The 24,802-nt window shown below is 63.7% G+C and carries 19 protein-coding genes; 9 read left to right on the top strand and 10 right to left on the bottom strand.

From position 1 onward, the window contains the following. Positions 1–3: 3 nt before the first annotated feature. The 3 genes from VIL88_RS17345 to VIL88_RS17355 form a co-directional block, all read right to left on the bottom strand. Complete coding sequence (locus VIL88_RS17345; protein WP_331990871.1) at positions 4–906, bottom strand: carbohydrate ABC transporter permease; 903 nt, start codon at positions 904–906, stop codon at positions 4–6. After that, positions 906–1,793, bottom strand: a complete 888-nt coding sequence (locus tag VIL88_RS17350; protein ID WP_331990872.1) for a sugar ABC transporter permease — start codon at positions 1,791–1,793, stop codon at positions 906–908. The genes VIL88_RS17345 and VIL88_RS17350 overlap by 1 nt, the downstream gene beginning before the upstream one ends. Positions 1,794–1,875: 82 nt before the next feature. Further along, positions 1,876–3,129 (bottom strand): ABC transporter substrate-binding protein, encoded by a 1,254-nt coding sequence (locus VIL88_RS17355; protein ID WP_414650164.1) that lies wholly within the window; start codon positions 3,127–3,129, stop codon positions 1,876–1,878. A gap of 238 nt (positions 3,130–3,367) precedes the next feature. Between VIL88_RS17355 and VIL88_RS17360 the strand changes: the two genes are divergently transcribed. Beyond that, on the top strand, positions 3,368–4,363 hold the full coding sequence (locus VIL88_RS17360; protein ID WP_331990874.1) for a Gfo/Idh/MocA family oxidoreductase: 996 nt from the start codon (positions 3,368–3,370) through the stop codon (positions 4,361–4,363). A 35-nt stretch (positions 4,364–4,398) separates the two neighbouring features. After that, a complete protein-coding gene (locus VIL88_RS17365; protein WP_331990875.1) occupies positions 4,399–5,400 on the top strand; it encodes a LacI family DNA-binding transcriptional regulator in 1,002 nt (333 codons plus the stop codon). Here the strand turns inward: VIL88_RS17365 and VIL88_RS17370 are convergent. Then, positions 5,397–6,428 (bottom strand): LacI family DNA-binding transcriptional regulator, encoded by a 1,032-nt coding sequence (locus VIL88_RS17370; RefSeq protein ID WP_331990876.1) that lies wholly within the window; start codon positions 6,426–6,428, stop codon positions 5,397–5,399. The genes VIL88_RS17365 and VIL88_RS17370 overlap by 4 nt on opposite strands. A gap of 212 nt (positions 6,429–6,640) precedes the next feature. Between VIL88_RS17370 and VIL88_RS17375 the strand changes: the two genes are divergently transcribed. The 5 genes from VIL88_RS17375 (at position 6,641) to VIL88_RS17395 (ending at position 13,157) form a co-directional block, all read left to right on the top strand. Continuing rightward, entirely contained in the window at positions 6,641–8,956 is a 2,316-nt protein-coding gene (locus tag VIL88_RS17375) for an alpha-L-rhamnosidase (protein ID WP_331990895.1), read from the top strand. Positions 8,957–9,008: 52 nt separating this feature from the next. Beyond that, the gene (locus VIL88_RS17380; RefSeq protein ID WP_331990877.1) at positions 9,009–10,301 is read left to right on the top strand and encodes an ABC transporter substrate-binding protein; all 1,293 of its coding nucleotides are present in this window, start codon (positions 9,009–9,011) and stop codon (positions 10,299–10,301) included. Between the two features lie 62 nt (positions 10,302–10,363). After that, positions 10,364–11,251: a sugar ABC transporter permease gene (locus VIL88_RS17385; RefSeq protein ID WP_331990878.1), complete on the top strand. Its 888-nt coding sequence runs from the start codon at positions 10,364–10,366 to the stop codon at positions 11,249–11,251. After that, a complete protein-coding gene (locus tag VIL88_RS17390; protein ID WP_331990879.1) occupies positions 11,248–12,075 on the top strand; it encodes a carbohydrate ABC transporter permease in 828 nt (275 codons plus the stop codon). Before VIL88_RS17385 ends, VIL88_RS17390 begins: the two co-directional genes overlap by 4 nt. A 5-nt stretch (positions 12,076–12,080) precedes the next feature. Beyond that, on the top strand, positions 12,081–13,157 hold the full coding sequence (locus VIL88_RS17395) for a sn-glycerol-3-phosphate ABC transporter ATP-binding protein UgpC (RefSeq protein ID WP_331990880.1): 1,077 nt from the start codon (positions 12,081–12,083) through the stop codon (positions 13,155–13,157). A 14-nt stretch (positions 13,158–13,171) separates the two neighbouring features. Here VIL88_RS17395 and VIL88_RS17400 read toward each other — a convergent pair whose 3' ends face one another. From VIL88_RS17400 to VIL88_RS17415, 4 genes are all read right to left on the bottom strand, one after another. Beyond that, positions 13,172–16,285, bottom strand: a complete 3,114-nt coding sequence (locus VIL88_RS17400) for an efflux RND transporter permease subunit (RefSeq protein WP_331990881.1) — start codon at positions 16,283–16,285, stop codon at positions 13,172–13,174. A 12-nt stretch (positions 16,286–16,297) separates the two neighbouring features. Continuing rightward, on the bottom strand, positions 16,298–17,488 hold the full coding sequence (locus VIL88_RS17405) for an efflux RND transporter periplasmic adaptor subunit (RefSeq protein WP_331990882.1): 1,191 nt from the start codon (positions 17,486–17,488) through the stop codon (positions 16,298–16,300). 128 nt (positions 17,489–17,616) lie between these two features. Continuing rightward, on the bottom strand, positions 17,617–19,812 hold the full coding sequence (locus VIL88_RS17410; protein ID WP_331990883.1) for an AI-2E family transporter: 2,196 nt from the start codon (positions 19,810–19,812) through the stop codon (positions 17,617–17,619). 87 nt (positions 19,813–19,899) lie between these two features. Beyond that, positions 19,900–21,027, bottom strand: coding sequence for a YihY/virulence factor BrkB family protein (locus VIL88_RS17415; protein WP_331990884.1), 1,128 nt, complete (start codon positions 21,025–21,027; stop codon positions 19,900–19,902). Between the two features lie 122 nt (positions 21,028–21,149). On the opposite strand from VIL88_RS17415, the gene VIL88_RS17420 reads away from it, so the two are divergent. Then, positions 21,150–22,010 (top strand): SDR family oxidoreductase, encoded by an 861-nt coding sequence (locus tag VIL88_RS17420; protein WP_331990885.1) that lies wholly within the window; start codon positions 21,150–21,152, stop codon positions 22,008–22,010. A 36-nt stretch (positions 22,011–22,046) separates the two neighbouring features. Here VIL88_RS17420 and VIL88_RS17425 read toward each other — a convergent pair whose 3' ends face one another. Together VIL88_RS17425 and VIL88_RS17430 are read right to left on the bottom strand one after the other, a co-directional pair. Further along, a complete protein-coding gene (locus tag VIL88_RS17425; protein ID WP_331990886.1) occupies positions 22,047–22,820 on the bottom strand; it encodes an ABC transporter permease in 774 nt (257 codons plus the stop codon). A 14-nt stretch (positions 22,821–22,834) separates the two neighbouring features. Further along, positions 22,835–24,133, bottom strand: coding sequence for a sorbosone dehydrogenase family protein (locus VIL88_RS17430; RefSeq protein WP_331990887.1), 1,299 nt, complete (start codon positions 24,131–24,133; stop codon positions 22,835–22,837). 176 nt (positions 24,134–24,309) lie between these two features. Here VIL88_RS17430 and VIL88_RS17435 point away from each other — a divergent pair, with 176 nt between their 5' ends. Then, positions 24,310–24,528: a hypothetical protein gene (locus VIL88_RS17435; protein WP_331990888.1), complete on the top strand. Its 219-nt coding sequence runs from the start codon at positions 24,310–24,312 to the stop codon at positions 24,526–24,528. The last annotated feature ends 274 nt before the right edge of the window (positions 24,529–24,802 follow it).

The following is a 24,802-nucleotide window of genomic DNA, read 5'->3' on the forward strand; positions in this document are numbered from 1 at the left end:
TGCTTAGCCTTTGACGCCGCCGGAGAAGGTTTGAACAAGGAACCGCCGCGCGAAGCTGAAGGCGATGACGGCGGGAATGAGATAGATGGTGGCGAGGGCCGCCAGCAGGCCGTAGTCGATCTCGTTGACGCGCAAAAAGGCGCGGAAGAGACCGATGGGTAGGGTCTGCAGTTCCGGCGAGGAAAGGAGGATCAGCGGCAGGAGGAAATCGCCCCAGGCCGACATGAAGGTGAAGAGGCCGGCGGCTGCCAGGCCCGGCAGCGCCAGGGGGATCAGGACACGCCGGATGCGCTGCACCAGCGTTGCGCCATCAAGGATCGCTGCCTCTTCATAGTCCTTGGGCACGCCGTCGAAGAAGACCTTCATGATCCAGAGCGCCAGCGGCAGTTGGCCGGTGGCAAGGACAACAATGAGCCCGAGATAGCCGTCAATGAAGCCAAAGATCTGCATGAAGCTGCGGTAGTTTTCCCCGACCAGCGGACGCAGCATGTTGCCCATGCCGTTGTTGGCGGTGAGCAGGATCTTGTAGAGCGGCACAAGGAGCGCCGTGGACGGCAGGACGCGGATCAGGAGGATGGCGTAAAGGAAGGGCTGCTTCCACCAGGCCTTGGAGCGCGACAGCGCATATCCGCCGAGGCCCGAAATGATCATCACGAGGATGGTGGCGCTGAGTACCGTAAAGAGCGAATTGGCGAACCAGCGGACGCCGTTCTCTTCGGCAAACACCTTGATGTAGTGATCGAAGGTGATGCTGTCGGGCCACTTGAGGAAGAGCTTGGCATTGCTGTCCACCGATGCCAGCGCCATCCACACGAAGGGCAAGAGGCAGAAAATGGAAATGACAATGAGGGTGAGGTAGGCCATGGCCGTGTAGAGGCCAGACCGCTTGAGGGGAACGCCGGCCATCAGACTTCCACCTTGAGTGAGCGCACATAGGCAATGCCCAGCGTCAGCGACACCAGCAGCGCCACCACGGCACCGGCAGCGCCATAGCCGATCTGGAAGGCCGTGAACGACTGGTTATAGATATAGACGCTGATCACCTCGGTCTTATTGCCGGGGCCGCCGCGCGTCAGTGCATAGACAAGGCCGAACACCGAAATCGTCGAGACCGTCGAGATCAGCATGTAGAGGAAGATGGTCGGCGCCATCAGCGGTAGCGTGATGCGCGTGAAGATCTGGCGCGGATTGGCGCCGTCCATGCGCGCGGCCTCATAGACTTCGCTGGGCACGGCGCTGAGGCCGGCTGTCAGCAGGATCATGGCGGTACCGATGCCGCGCCAGGTATTGACCATGACCACCATGAAGAGGGGGAAGGTCTGCAGCCAATCGGTCCAGGGCAGGCCGAGCGCCATCATGATCTTGCTCAGCGTGGCGTGATCGCCGCCCGCGAGCATGGAGATCCACATGAAGCCGGCCACCACTTCGGGCGCAGCATTGGGCAGGAGAATGGCGGCGCCGAATATGGGGCTGCCGATCACCTTGCGGCGCAGCGCCACTGCCGAGATGAAGCCCAGGACGAACTGGCCGATAATGGCCGAGCCGACCACGAAGACGAAGGTGACAAAGAGCGCATTCCAGAACCGTCCGTCGGAAAACAGGCGGAAGTAATTGGCCGCGCCGACGAAACGCGGCTTTGCTGCCGCAAGGCCGGTCAGCGCCTCGTTGGTCATGCTGAGATAGATCGCATAGAGCGCGGGATAGATGGTGAGGATCACCAGCGGGATCAGCGCGGGCAGCAGCAACAGCAGCGTCTGCCGTTCCCTGCGCTTCTGGAATGCGTCCAAGGCCATTGATCGCTGCCTGTGCGGGATCTGGGAAGGAGACGCGGCACGAGTGGCCGCGTCTCAGGTGTCGCTCGGGAGGAAAGCGACCCTATTTCAGGGCTTCGTCGCCCAAGGTCTGACGAACATGATCGATCAGGATCTGCTGGGCACCGGCGGCGTCCGTTTCCTTGCGCAGGAGCGCTTCGGTGGCACGCGCCACGCCCTCGGACACAACCGACATGCCCGTCGCCTGCTTGAGATAGGTGCCGTTGTTGGCGGCAGCCTGGATCGGAACCAGTTCGGTCAGCGCCTGGAAGCGTGGGTCGGACTGCACGGCATTGCTGGACGGGATGTTGCCGATGCGGGTTGCGGTTTCGATCTGGTTCTCGATGGAGCCGGTCTCGAGCAGCGCCTTCTTGGCCAGCTCGAGATTGGCCGACTTGGCGTTAACCGCCCACGGTGCGCCGAGATTGGCCAGAACGAATTCACCGCTTTCCTGACCTGGATCCGCCCAGGTACCCACCACTTCGGTGACGTTGGGGATGGGGTTCCGGCTCTCGCGACCCCAATCGAAGATATAGCACCAGGAGCCGCAAGTGGTCGCGGCAAGTTCGCCGCTCGGGAACATCTCGTATTTGGGAATGACCCAGGGCTCGGGGCCGAGCAGGGGATCGACCGGCATCAGGTCGGCATCGATCAGGTCCTTGTAGAACTGAAAGACGTCGAGCACGCCTTTGCTGGAAAGATCGAACTTGCCGTCCTCGGTGACAATCTGCGGCGCCGAGGAGCCGATCAGGAGGTGGGAGAAGCCTTCGTCGAAGGCGCCGCCGCCCCAGCTGGTGCCGGCGGGGAACAGGAGGCCATAGGCGCCGGTCTTTTCCTTGATCTCCTTGGCGCGGGCCAGGAGATCAGCCCAGCTCTTGGGCTGCTCGGTGGAGATGCCGGCCTTTTCCAGCAGGTCACGGCGGAAGTAGATCTGCTGGATGCCCAGGATATAGGGCATGACATAGGTCTCGCCATCGGGGCTGACCGCCAAGTCCCGGGCGACATCCACGAAGTCCTTGTAGGGCTCCCAGGCGGCCAGCTCGGCGCCAACGGGCGCCAGGTAGCCGGCGGCAACCATATCGGCCACTTCGGCGGCGCTGGGAATGGAGAAGAGGTCCGGGCCGTTGCCGGCGGCAAGCTCGGTCAGGAGCTTGGTCATGTAGTCCTTGTCGGGCGCGGGATATTCGACGATCTCGACGTCGACGCCGAGGGTTTCCTCGATGCGCTGCGCTGTTGGCGTGAAGGCATCGATGCCGGCCTGGCCGTGCAGCGCGATGCGCAGCGTCTGGGCATGCGCGGTGCCGGCGAGCAGGCTCATGGCGATGGCCGCAAGGCCACCTGCAACAAATCTATTCACTATGTCCTCCCTTGGCAGCGCATTGACTGCCGGTCCCTTGATGTGACGGCGAGAAATGTACACGCATACATTTTCTCCGCAAGATGGAATCTGCGGTTGGTGGAAAACACCCGTAGCGGCGTCTCTATTGGCTGTTTTTCCTGTTTACGGCGGCTTTAAACGTCATGTACACGTCACCAGAAGCAGGAGGAGTTTTGCGATGGTGTTGCGTCTGGGCGTGATTGGGGCCGGGCTCAAGGCGGCGGATTACGCCAAGGGATGGGCCGCGATGAGCGATGTCGACATCGTCGCCACGGCCGAAGTCAGCGAAGTGTCGCGCAAGCGCTTTGCCGACACTTGCGAAGCGGCGGGCGCGGCGCGGCCGGCAGAGTATCCTGATGCCGAAACCATGCTCACGGCGATGCAGGGACGAATGGATGCGGTTTACGTCTCGACACCACATGTGTTCCATGGCGCCAACGCGCTGGCTGTGATTGAAGCCGGATACGATCTCCTGCTGGAAAAGCCGATGGTGACCACCGTCGATGAAGCACTCGCGCTGGTGGAGGCGGAGCGCCGGACCGGGCGCACGGTGGTGATCGCGTTTCAGGGTGGACTTTCGCCCCTGGTGCACGACACCAGGGAGCGGGCGCGCCAGGGTGACTTCGGCGACCTCATCAGCGTCAATGCTTCTATCTGGGAAGGCTGGCGCGACAGCTATGCGGGGCAGTGGAAGCAGAACCCGGCCATCTCGGGTGGCGGCTTCATGTTCGATACCGGCGCGCATATGATGAACACGGTCTGCGTCCTGGCAGATGCCGAGTTCGAGCGCCTTTCGGCCTTCACCAACAATCGCGGCCTGCAGGTGGATCTGGTGACGGCGGTGGCGGCGCGGCTCAGCAATGGCGCGCTGGTGACCTTCAATGCCGCCGGCGAAGGCCCGCCGGGCTGTGCTTCGGCGATCACCTTCTTTTACTCGAAAGCCATCGTGCGCATCGATGCCTGGGGGCAGTGGCGGGAAGTGGCGATCGACGGTGTTGCCGAGCCGCGGGAGACCAGCGAAATCCGTGACACGCCCATGCAGACCTTCCAGGCGGTGCGGGACGGGCGGCTCGACAATCCGTCGACCGTGGCCAATGGCTTGCGCTTTGCCCGGCTTTGGGACGCCATCAAGGCCTCGGCCTCTCGCGACGGCGAACCGATTGCGATAGGGTGACGGGGCCCCAGAGCGGGGCAGGGAAGACGGACGGCGTGCGACGCAAGGGACTGACATCGGTGGAACTGGCGCGGCTCGCCGGGGTCTCGTCCGCCACGATTTCCCGCGCCTTCTCCCCCGACTCGGCCATCAAGCCCGAAACGCGCAGCCGCATCCTGGCGTTGGCGGACGAGCATGGGTTCCGGCCCAATGCCATGGCGCGCTCGCTCAACAACAGCCAGTCGCGGCTGGTGGCGCTGGTGGTCAATACGGTGGCCAATCCCGCCGAGGGGGAGGGGCTGGATCAGCTGATCCATCGCCTCCAGGCACGCGAGCGCATGCCGCTGCTGCTGTGCTGCGCCAACCACGAAGATCGCAGCCAGCTGATGCGGATCGCCTCGACCTATCAGGTCGATCATGTCGTGCTGTATTCCGACGCGGTTTCGATCGACGACGCCGTCGATATCTTCCGCTCGGCTGAACTGGTGGTGGCGTCTTCCGAGCCGCTCCAAGGGCGACCTGTCTCGGACGTGCGGCTCGATGCGAATCGGGCTACGGCCGAGGTGGTCGACAGGCTGGTGGCCAATGGCCGCCGGCACTTTGTTTATCTTTCAGGCCGCTCGTCCAGCCATATCGACAAGCAGCGCATGGCCTGGTTCGCCGCGGCGCTTGAGGCGCATGACCTGGCTTTCGACGTAGTGGAGCATGGCGATTATTCCTATGAGTCGGGCTACAAGGAAGCCGTGCTGCTGCTGCGGCGGAGCCGGCCCGATGTCATTGTCTGCGCCAATGACCTGATGGCCGTCGGTGTCAAGGATGCGGCGGCTTTGCTGAGCATAACCGTTCCCGACGATTTAGCCATTGTCGGCCATGACGGGGTGGCGCTGGCGGCCTGGGATGCCCATTCGATCACGACCATCATGCCGCCCGAGGGCTCGGTCAGCGTGGCGCTGGCCGAGATCATCGAGCGCAGCCCGGGCGATGAGCCCATCCAGCACGTGGTCGACTGCATCGTCCGCTGGGGCCGGAGCACGGGCGAGCTGCCGCGCCGCGACTAGCTCTGCTTGCGCCGCTCGGTGCTGCGCCGGGCGACGAGGCGTGGCGTGACGACGAAATGCTCGGCCTGGGCACGCCCCTTGATGCGCTCGGTCAGCAGCCGCGCCGCCTGCAGGCCGAGCAGCTCTCCCGACTGGTCAATGCTGGAAAGGCTGTTCTGCGCAAAGTCGCAATACATGGTGTTGTCATAACCGACGATGCCGACGTCCCCGGGGATCACGAGACCCATGTCTGTGGCGATGCTGATGACTTCGAGCGCGATGAAGTCCGTCCAGCAGAAGATGGCGTCCGGCCGCTGCGGTCCCTCGAGGAGGCGGCGCGTCGCGACTTGCACGTCACGCAGTGTTTGCGACGTTTGCACGACATTGATGTGTTTGCCCAGTCCGGCTTCCATCATGCCGCGCCGATAGCCCAGTTCCCGCTCCGCGATGATGGTGGATGTCCCGCTCAGCAGGCTGAGCATGGCGATGTTCTGGTAGTCACTTGCCACCAGGTGCTTGACCACGAGCATGGCGCCCTGCTGGTCGTTGTTGTTGACGGTGTCGAAGCTCTGTGCGGTCGGATCGTGGTGGCCGATGGTCACGAGCGGCTTAAGGGCCGCGATCTTTTCGTGATTGCCGCGATCCTCGGTCGAGCCGATCAGGATGATGCCGTCCATCTGCCGGTCCATCATGGACTCGACGATGGCCATTTCCGTCTGCACGGATGACTCGCTGATGCCAATCAGCGCCCGATACTGCGTGCGCTCGAGGGCATTGTTGACCCCCACCATGATGTCGGCAAAGAACGGGTTGCGCAGGTCGGGCAGCACAAGGCCCAGAGTGTAGGTCTGCCCACGCATCCCGCGTGCAGCCGCAAGGGGGCGATAACCCAGACGGTCCATCGACGCGCGAACTTTTGCCTGTAGAGACTCCGACACCCCGTAGGCATCGCGCAAGACTTTGGAAACAGCGGCGACGGAGACGCCAGCATCCTCGGCCACTTCCCGGATGGTCACGCGGCTGTTTTTCTTTTCACCATCGGTGGCCATGATCAGTCGAGCTTTCGTGAGGGCGCGGCCCTGCGGTTATTGAGTGCAGCAATAGCCGCAAATTAGGCCTTGTCAAAAGCGCTAATCTGTAGAACGATGCACGTAGAACATTCTACAAGATCGCGATGGCGACAGGGAGGCATGGCGTGAACGACGCACTGGCGCTCAATATTTCCGCAAGCGAGGCAGTCCAGCATAGCTGGACAGCCCAGATGATCCGTCCCTTGGCTGACGCTGGCGTTGGTACGCCTGCGAGCTTTGTGGCCAAGAGCTTCACCCTCGATCGTGTTGGCGGATCTGAGCAGCTGCGCATTAGCGCGCTCGGCCTTTATCGCGCCTTCATCAATGGCAAGCGTGTGGGCAATGACCTGCTGACGCCCGGCTGGACCAGCTATGACGTGCGGCTGAGCTATCAGACCTACCAGGTCGGTGACCTGCTGCAGGTTGGGGAAAACCGCATCGAAATCTGGCTCGCCGATGGCTGGATGCGTTCGCAGATGATGTGGGGCGCAGCGCCCCTGTTCAATGTGTGGGGCGACAAGATCGCGGCCATCGCCGAGCTGCAGGCCGGCCCTGACGGCGGCGCCGTGCTGCTGAAGACCGATGCGAGCTGGGAAGGTGGCGAGCTCCCGATCCGCAAGTCCGGCATCTATTTCGGCGAAATCTTCGATGCCCGCATGGCGCCCAAGCTCTCGGGAGGCGTCGATGCCGTCGCCTTCGACGCCGGCCGCCTCGTCGCCCATGAGACGACGCCGGTGCGCGAGCTTGCGCCGTTGTCACCCGTCAAGCAGTGGACCGACGACGCAGGCCGCACGGTCTACGACTTCGGCCAGAATATCGGCGGCTATGTCGCTTTCGAAGTTCGCGGCCAGGGCGGTGCGACTGTTCATGTCGAGCATGCCGAAGTGCTCGACAATGACGGCCAGTTCTATAACGGCAACTTCCGCACCGCCGAGGCGCGCCTCGAATATGTCTTGTCGGGCTCCGGCACAGAGAGCTACCGGCCGCACTTCACCTTCCAGGGCTTCCGCTACGTGCGGGTGCGCATCGAGGGCGATGCGGAACTGCTCAGCATCGTTTCGGTGCCGATCAGCTCGGTTGCCGAGGCCAAGGCGAGCTTCACCTCAGGCAATGCGCTGGTCAATCGCCTGGTGCTGAACACGCTCTGGTCGCAGCGCGGCAATTTCATAGAAGTACCGACCGATTGCCCGCAGCGCGACGAGCGCCTGGGCTGGACCGGCGACGCTCAGGTTTTTGCCGGCACCGCCATGTATCTGGGTGAGGTGCAGGGCTTCTTCCGCAAGTGGATGCGCGACCTGATGGTCGACCAGCGGGAAGACGGCGCGGTGCCGCATGTGGTGCCCGATCCGACCCGCTTGCAACCCGAACACTATCCGGGCTTCTACGGCTCGACTGGCTGGGGCGATGCCGTCGCGGTCGTGCCGTGGCAGCTCTATCTCCACTACAACGACACGGCCTTCCTCAAGGAAGCGCTGCCCGCCATGATCCGCTGGGTGGATTTCGTGTGGTCGATCAGCGATGGCCCCATCGTGTCACCCCCGCGGCAGTGGGGCGCACGCGGTTTCTCCTTTGGCGACTGGCTGCAGCCAAGCGGCCCCTCGGCCAAGCCCCTGCCCACCATCGGCGACGAGGCGGCAGCAACGATCTACCTTTATGTGACGTCCAAGCTTGTCTCCCGCATTGCCGGGATCGTCGGCGACGAGGCCACGGCAAAGCGGCTCGAGACAATGGCGGCCGAGGTCAAGGCGGCGTTCGCCTGGGAATTCGTCACCCAGTCGGGGCGCCTGGCCTATGACGACCAGACCTCCTACGCCCTGGCTTTCCTCCACGACCTTATTCCCGAGGAGAAGCGCGAGGCCGCCAAGCACTACTTCAAGGCGACCATCCTGCGGGCCGAGGGGCGCATCGGCACCGGCTTCATCGGAACGCCGGCCCTGCTTCCCGCACTGGTCAAGATCGGCGAGCCCGGTATTGCCGCTGACGTCTTCCTTCAGGAGAACGTGCCCGGCTGGCTCTATCAGGTGAAGATGGGCGCCACCACGATCTGGGAACGCTGGGACGCTATCCAGCCAGATGGCTCGATCTATAATCCCCAGATGAACAGCTACAACCACTATGCCTATGGCGCCGTGTGCCAGTGGCTGCTGGAAGGCGTGGCGGGTTTCCGTCCGGACGAAAACCGTCCGGGTTTCGAAACCATCATCTTCGAACCGACGATCATTCCCGAACTGTCGCCCGTGGCGGCGCACCATGACTCGCCACGCGGCACGATCAGGGCCGCCTGGACCGTAGAGGGCGATCGCGTCCGCTACGAGATCGAAGTGCCTGGCGGCACGAAGGGCGTGCTGCGCCTCGGCGACCGCTACGGCCAGATCGAAGTGGATGGCGAGGCCTGGTCCGGCGGAGAGCGCGAACTGAGCGCGGGTCAGCACACGATCACCTTTACCTATCGCCCTGCCGAGCACCTCAAGCTCGCCAAGGTGGATATCAACGCCCGCACGCCCTAGGCTTGTGGGAAACACTGTGCCCGCATAAGCGGGCTCGACCGGGAGGAAGACTATGTCGACCAAGAACAATCTGCTGCTTGCCGGCTTTGCCGCCGGCCTTCTGGGCATGACCGCCCTTTCCAGCGCCGCCATGGCGCAGAGCGTGAACCTCACCATGCTCGTCGATAACGCCTCGCATACGATCGCGATCTCCGAGGCGCTGGTGAACGCATTCGAGGAAAAGAACCCCGACGTCTCCATCGAAATCGAAACCCGCCCCGGCGGCGGCGAGGGCGACAACATCGTCAAGACCCGCCTGGCGACCGGCCAGATGACCGACATCTTCTGGTACAATACCGGCTCGCTGCTGCAGGCGCTCAACCCCGCGCAGACCCTGGTGGATCTCAGCGGCGAAGCCTTCATGGACGGTATTGCCGACAGCTTCAAGCAGGTGGTTTCGGCAGGCGAAGGCGTTTACGGGGTGCCCACCCGGCCGGCCGAGGCTGGCGGCATCTTCTACAATACCAAGATCTATGAGCAACTTGGCCTGTCCGTTCCCAAGACCTGGGACGAATTCATGGCCAACAACGAGAAGATCAAGGCCGCCGGCATCCCGGCCGTGATCCAGACCTATGGCGAGCCCTGGACCAGCCAGGTGATTGTTCTGGCCGACTACTACAATGTGCAGTCGGCCCATCCCGACTTCGCCGAGCAGTACACTGCCGGCACGGCAAAGTTTGCGACTACCCCTGAGGCGGTTCGCAGCTTCGAGCGCCTCAAGGCAGTGGCCGATGGCGGCTACTTCAACGAGGATTTCGGCGCCGCCACCTATGAAGACGGCCTGCGCATGATCGCTCAGGGCGAAGGCGCCCACTACCCCATGATCACCTTTGCCATTCCGGCCCTGTCGGAAGGCTATCCTGACCAGATCAACGATGTGGGCTTCTTTGCACTCCCCGGCGATAGCGCCGAGGACAATGGGCTGACCGTGTGGATGCCGGCTGGCTTCTACATTCCGCAGACCTCGTCCAATGTGGACGTTGCCAAGCAGTTCCTGGCCTTTGTCGCCAGCCCCGAAGGCTGCGCCGTCCAAAGCGAGGCCGTGGCCGTCAATGGACCCTACCTCATCGAGGGTTGCGAGCTTCCCGAGGACGTCGTGACCTCGGTTTCCGACCTGCTGCCCTACTTCGAGGAAGGTGGCAAGAACGCCCCAGCGCTCGAGTTCCTGTCGCCCATCAAGGGTCCGATCCTGGAACAGCTGACGGTTGAAGTGGGCTCCGGCATCCGTGAACCCGCCGATGCTGCCGCCCTCTACGACGAGGACGTTCGCAAGCAGGCTCAGCAGCTCGGTCTCTCCGGCTGGTAAGCTATCGCTGACGTTCGACCGGACGGGCTTCCCGTCCGGTCATTTGTTTGCAAGGATTTGCCATGGCCGCTGCAGCACCCACATCACACGGCAAGAGCCGTTCCCTTTATCCTGGCTGGTTCTTCCTGCCGGCGGCGGTGATCTATGCGGTGCTGTTTCTGGCGCCCACCCTGTCCTCTTTCTACTATAGCCTCACGCGCTGGACGCTGTTCAACGCCACCTTTATCGGCCTCGACAATTTCGTGCAGTTCTTCCGTGAGCCATTCCTGGTTCAGGGCCTGATCAACACGGTCGTCTATGCCGTCATCACCTCGGGCCTCAAAGTGGTGCTCGGCATGGCGCTGGCCATGCTGCTGACCAGCAATATCATTGCGCGCGGCTACCTACGCTCCGTGGTGTTCTTTCCCGTCCTGGTCTCGACCGTGGGGGTGGGCATCACCTTCACCGTTCTGATGCATCCCACCCAGGGCATGATCAACGAGGGGCTGGCCCTTCTCGGCATCAAGGGCCCGGGTTGGCTGGTCGATCCCAAGCTTGCGCTGTTTTCGGTGGCGCTGGTGGATGTGTGGAAGGGCGTGGGCCTTGCTACCGTGATCTATATTGCCGGGCTCGTTGCCATTCCCAAGGATTACTATGAAGCGGCGCGCATTGATGGCGCCGGGCCATGGCAGAACTTCCTCTATGTCACCCTGCCGCTGAGCCGCCCCGCCACAGCCACGGTGATCACCCTAAGCTTCATCGGGGGCCTGCGCACCTTTGACCTTATCTGGGCCATGACCAAGGGCGGGCCAGGCTTTGCCTCCGATACGGTCGCCTCGGTGATCTACAAGCAGTACCAGGCGGGCTTTTATGGCCTCTCGACCGCGGGCAATGTCGTGCTCTTCATCCTGATCGGCATCCTCGTTGTGCCGATCACCATGTTCCTCAACCGCAAGCAGGGCCACGAATGAGATCGCGCGCTTCCGTTCTGGGCGGCATTGTCGCCATCCTGGCGTCGGTGGTGGTCTTCCTGGTGCCGTTTGCCTTTATCGTCCTAATGACGTTCAAGGACCAGCGGCAGGCCGCGCTCCGCGACTTCTCTTGGCCGACGGGCTTCCACCTCTGGGACAACATCGTCACCGTGGTCACCACCCGCAACTGGATGCTGGTGACGGCCTTCGTCAACTCGACGATCCTGACTGTCGCCAGCGTCACGCTGCTGGTGATCCTCGCCGCCATGGTGGGCTTCGTGCTGGCGCGCCGCAAAACCAAGTTCAATGGGCTGATCGAGTTCCTGATCCTGGCCGGCCTCATGATCCCGCCGGCCGTGGTGCCCACCATCACCCTCCTTCAGGGCCTCAAGCTCTTCGGTACGCTCCATGGCATGATCTTGATCGAGGTGGCCTATAACCTACCCTTCTCGATCATCCTTTACCGCGCCTTCATCGCCACCATTCCACGCGAGCTCGACGAGGCGGCGCGGATCGACGGGGCGCGGCCGCTGGACGTGTTCTTCCGGGTGATCCTGCCGCTGCTTTGGCCGGTAACGGTGACCAATATCGTGGTCCAGTCGGTGGGCATCTTCAACGACTTCACCAACCCGCTTTATTACCTGCCGGGCAATGCCAATGCGACGGTGCAGCTGACGCTCTACAACTTCCAGTCGCAGTTCAACACGTCGTTCAATCTCCTCTTCACCAATATTGCGCTCATCACCATTCCACCGCTGATCGTCTTCCTGTTCTTCAACCGGCAGATCGTTGCGGGAATGACCGCCGGCGCCGTCAAAGGATAGTCATCATGGCTGGTCTCTCGCTCAAGTCCCTCCACAAGAGCTATGGCGAAGTCGAAGTCATCAAGGGCGTCGACCTCGATATCGAGCATGGCGAGTTCGTGGTGTTTGTCGGGCCTTCGGGCTGCGGCAAGTCCACCCTGCTGCGCATGATCGCCGGGCTCGAGGACATCACCGGCGGTGAACTCTGGATCGGCGACAAGCTCTGCAATGCCGTGGAGCCGCGCGACCGCGGCATCGCCATGGTGTTCCAGAATTATGCGCTTTATCCGCACATGACCGTCTACGACAATGTCGGTTTCGGGCTGAAGCTGGCCAAGACGCCGCACGACGTGCGCGAACAGAAGATCCGCGAAGCGGCGCGGATCCTCCAGATGGAGCACCTGCTCGATCGCAAGCCGAGCCAGCTCTCGGGCGGGCAGCGCCAGCGCGTGGCCATCGGCCGTGCCATCGTGCGGCAGCCGGAGGTGTTCCTGTTCGACGAGCCGCTGTCGAACCTCGACGCCGCATTGCGCGTCGATACGCGCATGGAGATCTCCAAGCTCCACCAGGACCTGGGCGCGACCATGATCTATGTGACGCACGACCAGGTCGAGGCCATGACACTGGCCGACAAGATCGTGGTGCTCAACGCCGGGGTCGTGCAGCAGGTCGGCGCGCCGATCGACCTCTACCAGCGGCCGGCCAATCTCTTTGTCGCCGGCTTCATCGGCTCGCCCAAGATGAACTTTGTCGAGGTCAAGGTCGGCGCGGTCAATGGCGAGACGGTCACCGTCTCGGGGCAGGACGTGCTGAACCTGCAGCTGACCAAGCCTGCCGCCTCTCTTGGTGTCGGCGATACGCTGACGCTGGGCGTGCGACCGCATGACCTCACGCCGGTTGCCTCGGGCTCGATCCTCGGGCGCGTTGCCCTGATCGAACGCCTGGGCAACGAGACCATCGTCAATGTGGAACTGCCCTCGGGCGCCTCCTGGCTGGCGGTGCTGGCGGGCGATCATGCGCTGACGCGCGGCGAGAGCCTCACCTTCAATGCCGATCCGGCCAAGACCATCCTCTTCGACAAGGCCGGCAACGCGGTCTACTAGACGACGCTGCCGGTCTATTCGGCGGGGTCGGCCAGCCCATTGGCTGCTTCGAGTTCGCGCTCGAGCCGCGCTTCTTCCTCGACCTTGGGCTTGGAGAAGCGCGCCAGCATCAGGTAGGCGACGGGCGTGAGATAGAGCGTGGAAAGGGCGGCAAAGCTCAGGCCGCCCACCATGACCCAACCGAGCGCCGTGCGCGCCTCGGCACCGGCGCCCTTGGCCAGCACCAGCGGCAAACCGCCCAGGATCGTGGCGATCATCGTCATCATCACCGGCCGCAGGCGAATGTTGGAGGCCTGTTCGATGGCCTCGGCCACCGACAGGCCGCGGTCGCGCAGTTGGTTGGCAAATTCCACGATCAGGATGCCGTTCTTGGCCATGATGCCGACCACGAGGACGAGGCCAATCTGGGAATAGATGTTGAGCGAGCCGCCGGTGACCAGCAGGGCGTAAAGCGCCGCGGCGACGCCGAAGGGCACCGTGGTCATGACGATCACCGCGCTCCAGATGCTCTCGAACTGCGCGGCCAGCACCAGGAGGATGATGACGAGGGCGAAGCCGAAGGTGACGAAGAGACCATTGCTGGCTTCGCCCAAGGTCTTGGCCTCGGCCATCGGGATGATCGATACGCCTTCCGGCAGAATGGGCCGGGCGATTTCGAGCGCCTGATAGTAGGCATCGCCTAGCGCAAGGCCGCTTTCGAGGCTTGCCGTCACCGGTACGGCCCGCCGCTGCTGCTCGCGGCGGAGCGAGGGCGGCACGGCGGATTCGGTGATGGTGGCGATGGTCGACATGGGCACGTAGCGGTCGTCGCCGGTCTTGACGAACAGGGTCTCGAGATCGCGCGGGTCGTTGACCGGATTGGAACTCGACACCATGCGGACGGTGTAGCTGGTGTCGTTGATGAAGACGTTGCCGATATCGGCGCCGTCGATCATGGCCTGCATCGTGGTCGCCAGCCCGTTGATGTCGATGCCCAGGGCATCGGCGCGCGCTCGGTCGACGGTCAGGGTTAACTGCGGCTGCGTGGTGTCATAGCTCACCTGGACGCGGCCAAAGCGGCCGTCTTGTTCCAGCTGCGTCGTGATGGTCTGCGCCGTTTCTGCGAGCACCGCATAGTCCGACCCCACGACCGCAAACTGCAGGCCCGAACCGCCACCGCGAATGCCCAGGCTATTGCCTTGGCCCACCGAGGCGCGTACGCCCGGAACCTGAGCCATCAGCGCCTGGATATCGGCAGCGATCTCGGCCTGGCTGCGCTCGCGCTCGCCCCAGGGCGCCAGCGTAAGGGTGAGCGAGCCACCGCTGCCCCAGCCGGACAGGACGAAGATCGAGGCAACTTCGCCGCTTTGGACGAAGGGCTGCAGCATGGATTCAACCTGCGTCAGCTGGGTGCGGACATAGTCAAGGCTGGCGGTGCTGGGAGCGGAAATGCGCAGCGAAATCTGCGAACGGTCCTCGGGCGGGGTGATCTCCTGGCGCAGGTTGCCATAGACGAAGAAGGAGGAGGCCGCAAAAAGCAGCGCGATCAGGACGATCACGAAGGGGTTGTGCAGCGCCAGCCGGAGCGTGCGCCGATAGAGGGCGGCAAAGAACCGGCCAATTCCGCCGATCAGGCCGCCATGGCTCTTGTGCTCGCTGCCTTTAAGGAGGCGCGAGGCAATCATGGGTCCCAGGGACAGGGCAACCAGCGACGACAGCAGAACGGCAATGGCCAGGGTAAAGCCGAATTCGCGGAACAGCCGGCCGGTCTGGCCTTCAAGAAAGGAGAGGGGCAGGAAGACGGCGGCGAGCGTCAGCGTCGTCGCAATCACGGCAAAGAACACTTCCTGAGTACCCAAGACGGCGGCGGCCCGTGGACCGGCGCCCATGCCCTTGCGGCGGACAATGTTTTCCAGCACCACGATGGCGTCGTCTACTACCAGACCGGTGGCAAGCACGAGCGCCAGCAGGGTGATGATGTTGAGCGAAAAGCCCGCGAGATAAATGCCGGCCACGGCACCTAGCAGGGCAATGGGCATGGAGAGGGCGGGGACGACCGTAGCGCGCCAGTCCAAGAGAAACAGGTAGATGATGCCCACGACTACGACGAGCGACACAAGAAGCGCGATCTCCACCTCGTGCAGCGCACCCTCGATGAAGACGGCGTCGTCGCTGGATATCTTGACCGTCACCCCCTCTGGCAGGGTTTCGTTGAGCGTCTCGACGGCCGCCTCGACGCCTTGGGAGATTTCGATGGTGTTGGACTGCGCCTGCCGCACGATGCCCAGGCCAATGCCGGGCTCGCCGTCGGAGCGGAGCGAGGAGGTGCTGGCCGCGGCGTCGAAGACGACGGTAGCGACATCGCCGAGCACCGTGCGCTTGTTGAGGATGAGCTTCTCGAAATCTTCCGGCGTCGTGACTTCGGAAATGGCCCGGACCGATATGTTCTGGTTTGGACCATTGATGGAGCCGGCGGGCGTGTCAAAGGCGATGGTGGAGAGGGCATTGCGCACATCGGCAACGGTGAGGCCGAGGCTGGCGAGCTTGACCGGATCGACATCGACCTCGAAGGCCGTTTCGCGCGTGCCATAGACTTGGACTTCGGCCACGCCCTCGACGGCAGCCAGCCGCTCGGAGATGACATCCTCCACCAGGGCGCTGAGGTCGGCAACCGACAGGGTATTGGAGGTGACGGCTAACTGCATCACTGGCTGTGCGTCGCTATCGGCCTTGAAGATCGTGGGATCTTCCGCGCCTTCCGGAAGGCTGCGCGTAGTGCGGCTCAGAGCATCGCGCACATCGGAGGTTGCGGTGTCGAGATTGGTGCCGTCGGAGAATTCAAGCGTGACGCGGCTCGACCCGGTCGAGGAAGACGAGGAAATGCCGGTGACGCCCTGCACCCGCGCCACAGCGCCTTCGACCACCGCCGTGACCTCACGGTCCACCGTTTCGGCCGCCGCCCCAGGAAAGCTGGTCGAGACCGACAGCACCGGCTGCTCGACGCTGGGCAGTTCCCGCACTTCGGCACCGAGCAGCGCCGCAAGGCCGGCAACCACGATCAGCGCATTGACCACCAGGGCCAGCACGGGCCGCCGTACGAACAAGGCTGCCAGGGTCCCGCCGCGTTCGTTCTTTTGCGAAATCGACATGGCTGTTTCCGATCAGGGCTGCGGCGTGGCGTCGGCCGTGGCGGCGGGAGCCGCTCCGTCCGGCCCTTCAAGCAGCGTCACCTCGGCGCCGTCGCTCAACTGGAGGATGCCCTCGGTGATGATGGCGTCGCCGGGCTCGAGATCGGCCCGCACCAGCACGCCATCGCTGTTCCGCTGGACGATCTCGGCCATGGTCTTGACGGCCTTGCCCTCCTGGTACTGCCACACATAGGAGCCTTCGGCCGACCAGAGGATAGCCAGGGGATTGACGGCGGGGAAGGTCTCGCCTGGAAAGCTTAGCGACACGGAAAAGGACATGCCGGCGCGCAGCAGCTCGTCATCGTTGGGTATCTCGGCCTGGACCTGGAGGGTGCGGCTTGCCGGGTCGATGCGGTTGTCCACGGCGCTGACCTCGCCCGCAAAGCTTCGGCCGGGCAGCGCCACGGCGGAGACTTCGACAGCCATGCCAGGCGAGACGGCGGCGGCAAAGCGCTCGGGGATCCAGAAATCCACGAGGATAGAGGAGGTGTCGTCGATGGTGGTGACCGCCGTCTGAGCCGGGACGTAGTTGCCGGGGGTGACGCGGATAAGCCCGACCGTTCCGGCAATGGGGCTGGAAATAGTGCGGCGCGAGAGCGAGACCTCGGCATTGCGCAGGTCGAGGTCGGCATTGGCGGCGGCCAGTTGTGCCGCGGTTAGCGCCGTGGTGGCGACGACATTGTTGCTGGCGAGGCCCTCCGTCCGCGCCAGCGTCGCCGCCGCGTCTTCCGCGGTCAGCCGCGCCTGGTCGAGCGCGATCTGCTCGGCCTCGGAATCGAGACGGGCGATGACATCGCCTGCAGCCACGACCTGACCGGGGCGCACCAGCACTTCTGCGAGGGTGCCGCCTGCCGGAGAGGAGACGGTTACCGAGCGCGAGGCGGTGCCTTCGCCGATGGCGCTGAGACTGTTGTTGATGGTGGCAAGGGTGACGGCAGTGGTCACCACATTGGTCTGCCGGTTGAAGCCGCCGGGGCGGGCGGGACCCCGAGGCCCGCCCGGATTGCGCCCGCCCGCGGCAGGCGCAGCCTGTTCGGCAGCCGGGGCAAAAGGCACAGCAATGCCATAGGTGGCCAGCATGGCGGCGGCGCCAGGCACGAACATGACGACAGCCACGGCCGCGGCAGCCAGAACGATAAGGGATGCCGTAAGCTGTCGGAGCAAGCAGGAGCCTCATGCGGAGCGGGGAGGTGGCTGGTACGAGCCGGCCGAATTGCCCAACCCTACCAGCGCCAGAGGATCACGCACGTTACAAAGCTGTAAGTTCGCATGAAATTGACAGAAAGGCTGGGTCAGCTTGGCTGCGGTGTCACCCTGGCATGCTCGGCAAATTTGGTGACGAGGCTGGCCGCGCGGTGCTGGAGCTGGGTCACCGCCTCCGGCCCGAAGGCGTGTTCCTCGTAGTCGAGGAGGGCGAGAGCCCCGATGACTTCCCCGGTGGGCAGGATCAGCGGGACACCGGCATAGAGGTGGATGCCGTTGAACTGAAGATAGCTGTTCTTGGCAAAGCGCGGGTCTTCGCTTTTCGCGGTGACGACGAGAGGCTCGGCGCTGGTGGCGATGATTTCGGTGAGCTGATGCGCGTCGGCATCGGCCATGTGCCGCTCGTCGTCAAGGAGGTTGAGCGAGGCGACCGGCACGTCGAACTCGCCGGCGATCTTCTCCAATTCGGCGCTGATCAGTGCATCGTCCGCCATTGCGGTGCGGCTGCTGGCTGAACGGACGCTGTCGGGGCAGTCGATAGTGCCTGCCTGCCAGGCTTGCTCAAGCTCCCTTATGGCCTCGCCGTCGCTTCGGTAGATGGCATCAAGATGCAGCTTGTCGGCGGTTAGTCCATCAGGTTGTTCACCTAGGGCGCACACCACGAGGCTGAGGCCAGGGGCGCTCGCCCGGAGCCGCCGCGACACATAGCGGGCGTGGGAGCGGAAGTCGGCGCCCAGGAACACCATGGCGACGGCACTGACGCCATCAAGCTCCAGGCGCCCCAGGGCTTCGGGGGTGATTGCCAGCGGTGGCAGCACCTTGGTGGGAACGCCCTTTTCGCACAATTGGAGAGCAAGAAGTCGGGCTGCAGCCTCGTCCATCTCGCTGCGGCCACCGACCAGCAGCACGAGCCGCCCCTCTGGCGCATCGGCTTCGTCGAGTTCTTCGAGCACGATTTCGAGCGAATCGGTCAGCTGCCGTCGCTGTTCCAGCGCTTCGGGGCGGTCGGTGAGCTCGGCGCTGGCAAGGCGCAGCGCCGGCATCGCCACCTCACCGATGAAGGCGGGCTTGCCGTGTTCGGCGACATAGTCCTCCATCGTTTCGACGGCCGACTGCGTGTTGCCCTTGAGCAGGCGTTGGTAGAACTGCTCGGGCGGCGTGAGCACCGGCTCGCTGCCCAGAAGCGTTTCCAGGAAGCGGAACTGCGGCAGGTGGCGCCCTATAACCACGAGGCAGACGGTCATCGGCGTGGCAAGGATCAGCCCGACCGGACCCCAAAGGGTGGCCCAGAACATGGCGGAGAGGAGGATGGCAATCGGCGAAACGCCGGTGCTGGAGCCATAAAGGCGGGGCTCGACGACATTGGCGGTGGTGAGATCGAGCACCATGAACAGGCCGATGCTAAGGATCAGCATGTTCCATCCCGGATCCACGGCGAAGGCAAGGAAGATAGGGACGATGGCGATGATCAGCGCGCCCACAAAGGGGATATAGCGGAAGACGACAATCAGCAGGCCCCAGAGCACGGCACTGGGCACGCCGATCAGCCACAGGCCGAGGCCGAACAGGAACCCGTAGGTGCAGTTAACCGCCAACTGAACAAGGAGGTAGCGGCCGACGCGCTTGCTGGCATCGGCGATGGCAATATTGGCCTTGGCGTAGTCGCTGGAGCCGACGAGACGAATGAAGCGGTCGAGGAGATCGGCGCGGCCCAGCAGCAAGAAGATCAACACCACGATGACGATGGCGACCGTGGCCACCGGACCGACGATTGAGCCGAGAACCGAGCTGAGGAGGCTGAATGGGCCGCTGTCATTGGAAACGACCACCGGAACGGGGCGGCCCTCCACCGGCGCCTCTGGACTGCCACTGGCGCTCAACTGTTCGGTGAGGTCGGTGACCGTCTCGTTGATCCGCTCTAGCACGGCGCCACCGCCGAATTGTTCCTGCAGTCCGTGGAGCTTGGTGGTGACTGTTTCCTGGTAGGCGGGCATCTGCTGGCCGAGCCGGGCCACCTGGAGGCCGGTAATGCCGGCAAGGGTGGCGAGGATAAGGATCGCTACCAGGACGGCGAGGACGACCGCCACCGGATCGGGTAAGTGCAGGCGGCGATTGAGCCAGGTCACTAGGGGCGTGAGTGCGAAGGCCAAGAGCGTGGCCAGCACCAGCGGCACGATGATGCCGGCCCCGAAATAAAGGAGCGCCGCCACCACGGCAAAGGTGCCCAGGGCTTCAAAGGGGGAGGTCCGGCGCCCAGGGGGCAAGACAACACGGCGCCCAAGCATTCTACGTCTTCCTCCCGAGGCCGTGATGCGGCCTGCCTTGCTAAAGCCGGTATGGGCCCAATTGGTTCAACAAGGAAGCAGGCCCCCCTACTTTCGGCGCGACCGCATGGCGCTGAGGGCCGCCGAGGCCGGAAGGGCGACCAGCATGGCGCCAAGCGAGTGGCGGCGCTCGGGGCGGAACTTCTCGCGGGCGGCATGGTAGCCGGCGACCCACTCGGCGCTCTTGCCGGCAAAGGCGTCGTCGCCAGTGTCTGCACCCGCTTCCTCGCCCACCGTGTCGGCGGCATGGGCGTCGCGATGGCCCAGGGGAGAGTCGCGGCCGGCCGTGGAGTCCTTTCGCGTCTGCCGTTCGGCTTCCGAATTAAGTTCGGCGCCGATGATCACCGCCGTCACGGTGATCCATAGCCAGGTGAGGAGGGCGATGAGGCCGCCGAGCGATCCATAGGTCTTGTCGTAATTGCCGAAATTGGCGGCATACCAGGAGAAGAGCAGCGACACGACGATGATGAGGAGCGTGGCAAGGATGGCTCCGGGGGAGACCCAGCGCCACTTTGCCTGCTGGCGGCTGGGGCCGAAGCGGTAGAGCGCGGCAAGCCCCAGCATCAGGATCAGGGCCAGGACGACATAGGAGCCGATGCGCAGGAGCCATTCGACACCCGCGCCAAGCCCGATGAACTGCAAGACCGCCGGAACCACCACGGCGGCGCCCAGCAGAACGATGGCGCCGACGATACCGGCGAGGGTGAAGAGGAGTGCGGTGCCATTGAGGACAAAGAAGTTGCGCTCTTCCTTTTCGTCATAGGCGACGTTCATGGCCTCGAACATGGTCTTGACGCCCGAGCTCGCGCTCCAGAGGGCAATGGCGACCGAGATTAGCAGGGCGAGACCAAGCGTCGTTTCGCCGGTGCTGGTCAGACGTGTCAGTTGTTCATTGATGATAGCCATGCCGCCTTCGGGCACCACGGTCGAGAGCATGGCGACATGTTCGCTGACGGTGGCCGGGTCGTTGAACAGGCCGTAGATCGAGACAAACGCGGTGAGGGTCGGGAAGATCGAGAGCAGCAGATAATAGGTTACGGCTGCCGCGATCAGCGTGACGCGGTCGTCGTTGAACTCGCGATAAGTCCGCCACAGGACGTCCTTCCAGCCGGAGGGTGGAATGTCCTGGGGTGCGTCGGCATTGCGGCCATGGCCGGTGCTGGAAGTTTTGGTCACGATCTGTCTCCCGATTAGGGGAGCAACGGTGAAGCCCGGGCTCGGTTGCGGCCGTCCTGAAGCAAGCGCATGGAACTTCACCGGGCCCGAGTGGTTGGCCTCCACCAGACGAGGAGAGTCCAATGACTGAAATCGACAAGCCATCCACCATCCCGCCCCAGCAGCAGAACCCGCCCGGCACCATCGGCGAGATGACGCCTGATCCCGATCATGGCGAGGAAAGCTATGTCGGCCATGGCAAGCTCGAGGGCAAGGTAGCCATCATCACCGGCGCCGACAGCGGCATCGGCCGCGCCGTCGCCATCGCTTTTGCGCGCGAAGGGGCCGATATCGTCCTGTCCTATCTCAGCGAGCATGAAGATGCGCGCGACACGGCGCAGTGGATCGAAAAGGCTGGCCGCAAGGCCGTCGTGATGGCTGGCGACATCACCGAGGAGAGCCACTGCAACGCCCTGGTCGACGCTGCGGTCAACCAGTTCGGCCGGCTGGATGTGCTGGTCAACAATGCTGCGTTCCAGCGCACCTATGCCGATATCGGCGACATTACGGCCGAGGAATGGGACACGACCTTCCGCACCAATATCTATGCGCCGTTCTACCTTAGCAAGGCGGCGGTGCCGCATATGAAGCCGGGCAGCGCCATCATCAATACGACCTCGATCCAGTCCAAGTCGCCGTCCCCGCCGCTTTTGGCCTATGCCAGCACCAAGGGCGCGGTGTCGAACTTCACCACGGGCCTGGCACAGATGCTGGGCGAGAAGGGAATCCGGGTCAATGCGGTGGCGCCCGGTCCGATCTGGACGCCATTGATCCCCTCGACCATGCCGCCCGAGAAGGTCGAGAATTTCGGGCAGCAGACGCCGCTCGGACGCGCCGGCCAACCGGGGGAATTGGCAGCCGCCTATGTCCTTCTGGCGTCGGAGGACGGCAGTTACATGACCGGGGCGATCGTTCCGGTGACGGGCGGTGAACCGATGCTCTAGGCGACCGAGGCGCTGCCCGCGGGCAGCGCCTTCTCTTTAGTGCTGGCGCCAGCGTTCCAGCCGCCGCTCAAGGAGGCGAAGTGCCTCGGTGATGAGTACGCCCAGGAGGGCAAGGATCAGCACGACCACGAAATAGGGCGCCATGCGGAAGGTGTTGCCATAAGTGGCAAGGAGCCCGCCTAGGCCTTGAACAGCGGTATAAAGCTCGGCCACCACGGTGTTGATGAGGCCGATCGTGGCGCCGAGGCGCAGCCCCACAACAATGAAGGGTGCAGCGCCGGGCAGGAGGATCTTGGTGAAGACCTGAAGCTTCGTGGCGCCGGCGGAGTGGGCCATTTCCACCAGTTCAGGATCGCCATTACGCACGCCGGCATAGGTATTGACCAGGATCGGCATCACCGCGCCGAGGGCAACGACGGCAATCTTGGCCTCATAGCCGAGGCCCAGCAGCACAATGATCAGCGGGATGAACGCCACGCGGGGCGTCGCCATCAGGGCGTTGAAGAACGGGTCCAGCACCTTGCCCACCAGCGGCACGCCGCCGGCAACCAGCCCAGCGGGCAGGCCGATGGCAATGGCAATCAGCATGCCGCCAAGATAGACGCCCAGCGAATTGGCCGTCGCCTGGTAGATGGCTGGCTGGGCAAAGAGGGTCGTCGCCGCCTGCCAGGTCGCAAGCGGCGTTGGCACCAGATTGCGGCCGACCAGCAGCGCCGCCCCCCACCACGCGAGGATCAACAGCACCACGAGAACAGCGCGAAACAGCCAGATCGTGGCGCTCTCCCGCAGCGGTGCGGCCGTTCTTCGCATGATCGTGGGCGCCCTCAGAGGCCGGTCACCCGCCAGATCGCGTCGCCGACGTCGTCAGCCATCAGCACAGAGCCGTCCTTGGCAAGGGCGACACCGACGGGGCGGCCATAGCTGTACTTTTCGTCCTCCGAGAGGAAGCCGGTCAGGATGTCGCGCGGCCGGCCAGTCGGCTTGCCACCCTCGAAGGCGACAAAGGTTAGCTTGTAGCCGCTAAGCGTGCTGCGGTTCCAGGAACCATGCTGGCCGATGGCCATGCCGGGCCCAAAGCCGGGCAGCGTCCCCTCCGGGAGCCAGCAAAGGCCGAGCGACGCGGTGTGACCGCCTAGAGCATAGTCCGGGTGGGTAGCGGAAGCGACCAGTGCCGGATCCTGCTTCACGCGATCGTCGACCACGCCCCAATAGGAATAGGGCCAGCCATAGAAGGCGCCATCCCGCACGGAGGTGAGGTAATCCGGCGGCGTCTCATCACCCAAGCCGTCGCGCTCGTTGACTACGGTCCAGAGCGTCTGGCTCGTTGGTTCCCAGGCCATGCCGACCGGGTTCCGTAGGCCGCCGGCGAAGATGCGGCTGGTGCCCGTCGCCAGGTCCAGTTCGTGGATGCAGGCGCGGTTGATTTCGGCTTCCATGCCGGCATCGCCGATATTGCTGAGCGAACCCACCGCCACATAGAGCTTGGTGCCGTCCTGGTTGGCGATGAGGTTGCGCGTCCAGTGGCCGCCCGGGATCAGGTCCATGATCTTGCGGCCAGTAGCGGTGATACGGGTGGTGCCGCTTTCAAAAGGATAGGCGAGAACGGCATCGCTGGCGCCGACGTAAAGCGTCTCGCCGAGCAGGACCATGCCGAAGGGCTGGCGCACGCCGTCAATCAGCGTGTGGCGCGTTTCGGCGACGCCATCGCCGTCGGCATCGCGCAGGAGAATAATGCGGTTTGGGCTATCGCCAGAGGCGCGGGCCCGCTTCATCGTGCTCGACATGGCGTGGTCGAACAGGGTCTTGGGATTGCCCGACTCGCCCATGGACTCGGCGACAAGGACATCGCCATTGGGCAGGACCAGCATGTTACGCGGATGGTCGAGACCAGTGGCAAAGGCGTTGACCTTGAGGCCTGCGGCGGCAATGGGTGTGCGGCCGTTTTCCCAGCCCTTTGCCGTCGGCATCTTGAGGGTGGGAATGCTGCCCTGCGGCTTGGCGGCAGGCATGGCGGGTGCCGGACCATAGACCGGGCTGCGTGGTCCGTCGCCGGAGTGACGGACGGCAACTGCGACCGCTCCAATGGCCGCAACAAGATTGGCAAACAGCGAAGGCTTGGACATCGACTAGCTCGTTCTGCGCGTGACGGATATTGATCTAGGTCATGCCACCAGAATGGGCGAAACACCATGGCTTATTGCACAGTCGCACGCGCAAGTTGGGCGGCAGCGTTGAGCCCCTGTCAACGTTATGTGGCTTGCCCTGTGGCCAGAAGGGCTGCGCGGCGCTAGAAAAGCGCATGATCTTTTTGGCCTTCGCAGTCGATGCCGTTCTATATGCGGCCCTTGGCACGGTCATCATGCTTTTGATCGGGCGCCGCCTGCCGCCGCCGTGGAACAGGGCTGCCGTCACTATTCCCGTGATCATCTGTCTTGGCTTGTTGCTCAGCATGGCGACTTTCCCACGCTGGATCGTCATGCCATGGCAATTGCCTGACCTTCTCAACAGCTGGTTCTAGATCGCCTTGCCCCTGACATTGGTCTTGGCTGGTGACTAGACATAAAAAAACGGCTGCCCGGGAGGGCAGCCGTTCGCTTCAGCAGAGCTGAAAATCTTAGAAGTGGTAGGAAACGCCGACGGTTGCCTTGGCACCTTCGAAGAAGGAGTCCGAAGCGCCGTCGAAGTCGCCCTGGCCAACAACTTCACCGCGAACGGTGATCGAGTCGGTCACTGCGAATTCAACACCACCACCGAGCTGGTAGACGCCCTGGTTGAAGCCAGTGCGGTTGTTG

The sequence above is a fragment of the Devosia sp. genome (assembly GCF_036563435.1).
Classification (GTDB): domain Bacteria; phylum Pseudomonadota; class Alphaproteobacteria; order Rhizobiales; family Devosiaceae; genus Devosia.

Bases quoted from the DNA above. Each gene is read 5' to 3' on its own strand.
- VIL88_RS17375 (WP_331990895.1), top strand. From the start codon at position 6,641: ATGATCCGTCCCTTGGCTGACGCTGGCGTTGGTACGCCTGCGAGCTTT.
- VIL88_RS17350 (WP_331990872.1), bottom strand. From the start codon at position 1,793: ATGGCCTTGGACGCATTCCAGAAGCGCAGGGAACGGCAGACGCTGCTG.
- VIL88_RS17355 (WP_414650164.1), bottom strand. From the start codon at position 3,129: ATGAGCCTGCTCGCCGGCACCGCGCATGCCCAGACGCTGCGCATCGCG.
- VIL88_RS17345 (WP_331990871.1), bottom strand. From the start codon at position 906: ATGGCCGGCGTTCCCCTCAAGCGGTCTGGCCTCTACACGGCCATGGCC.
- VIL88_RS17385 (WP_331990878.1), top strand. From the start codon at position 10,364: ATGGCCGCTGCAGCACCCACATCACACGGCAAGAGCCGTTCCCTTTAT.
- VIL88_RS17410 (WP_331990883.1), bottom strand. From the start codon at position 19,812: ATGCTTGGGCGCCGTGTTGTCTTGCCCCCTGGGCGCCGGACCTCCCCC.
- VIL88_RS17425 (WP_331990886.1), bottom strand. From the start codon at position 22,820: ATGCGAAGAACGGCCGCACCGCTGCGGGAGAGCGCCACGATCTGGCTG.
- VIL88_RS17370 (WP_331990876.1), bottom strand. From the start codon at position 6,428: ATGGCCACCGATGGTGAAAAGAAAAACAGCCGCGTGACCATCCGGGAA.
- VIL88_RS17435 (WP_331990888.1), top strand. From the start codon at position 24,310: ATGATCTTTTTGGCCTTCGCAGTCGATGCCGTTCTATATGCGGCCCTT.
- VIL88_RS17360 (WP_331990874.1), top strand. From the start codon at position 3,368: ATGGTGTTGCGTCTGGGCGTGATTGGGGCCGGGCTCAAGGCGGCGGAT.
- VIL88_RS17395 (WP_331990880.1), top strand. From the start codon at position 12,081: ATGGCTGGTCTCTCGCTCAAGTCCCTCCACAAGAGCTATGGCGAAGTC.
- VIL88_RS17420 (WP_331990885.1), top strand. From the start codon at position 21,150: ATGACTGAAATCGACAAGCCATCCACCATCCCGCCCCAGCAGCAGAAC.
- VIL88_RS17390 (WP_331990879.1), top strand. From the start codon at position 11,248: ATGAGATCGCGCGCTTCCGTTCTGGGCGGCATTGTCGCCATCCTGGCG.
- VIL88_RS17430 (WP_331990887.1), bottom strand. From the start codon at position 24,133: ATGTCCAAGCCTTCGCTGTTTGCCAATCTTGTTGCGGCCATTGGAGCG.
- VIL88_RS17400 (WP_331990881.1), bottom strand. From the start codon at position 16,285: ATGTCGATTTCGCAAAAGAACGAACGCGGCGGGACCCTGGCAGCCTTG.
- VIL88_RS17380 (WP_331990877.1), top strand. From the start codon at position 9,009: ATGTCGACCAAGAACAATCTGCTGCTTGCCGGCTTTGCCGCCGGCCTT.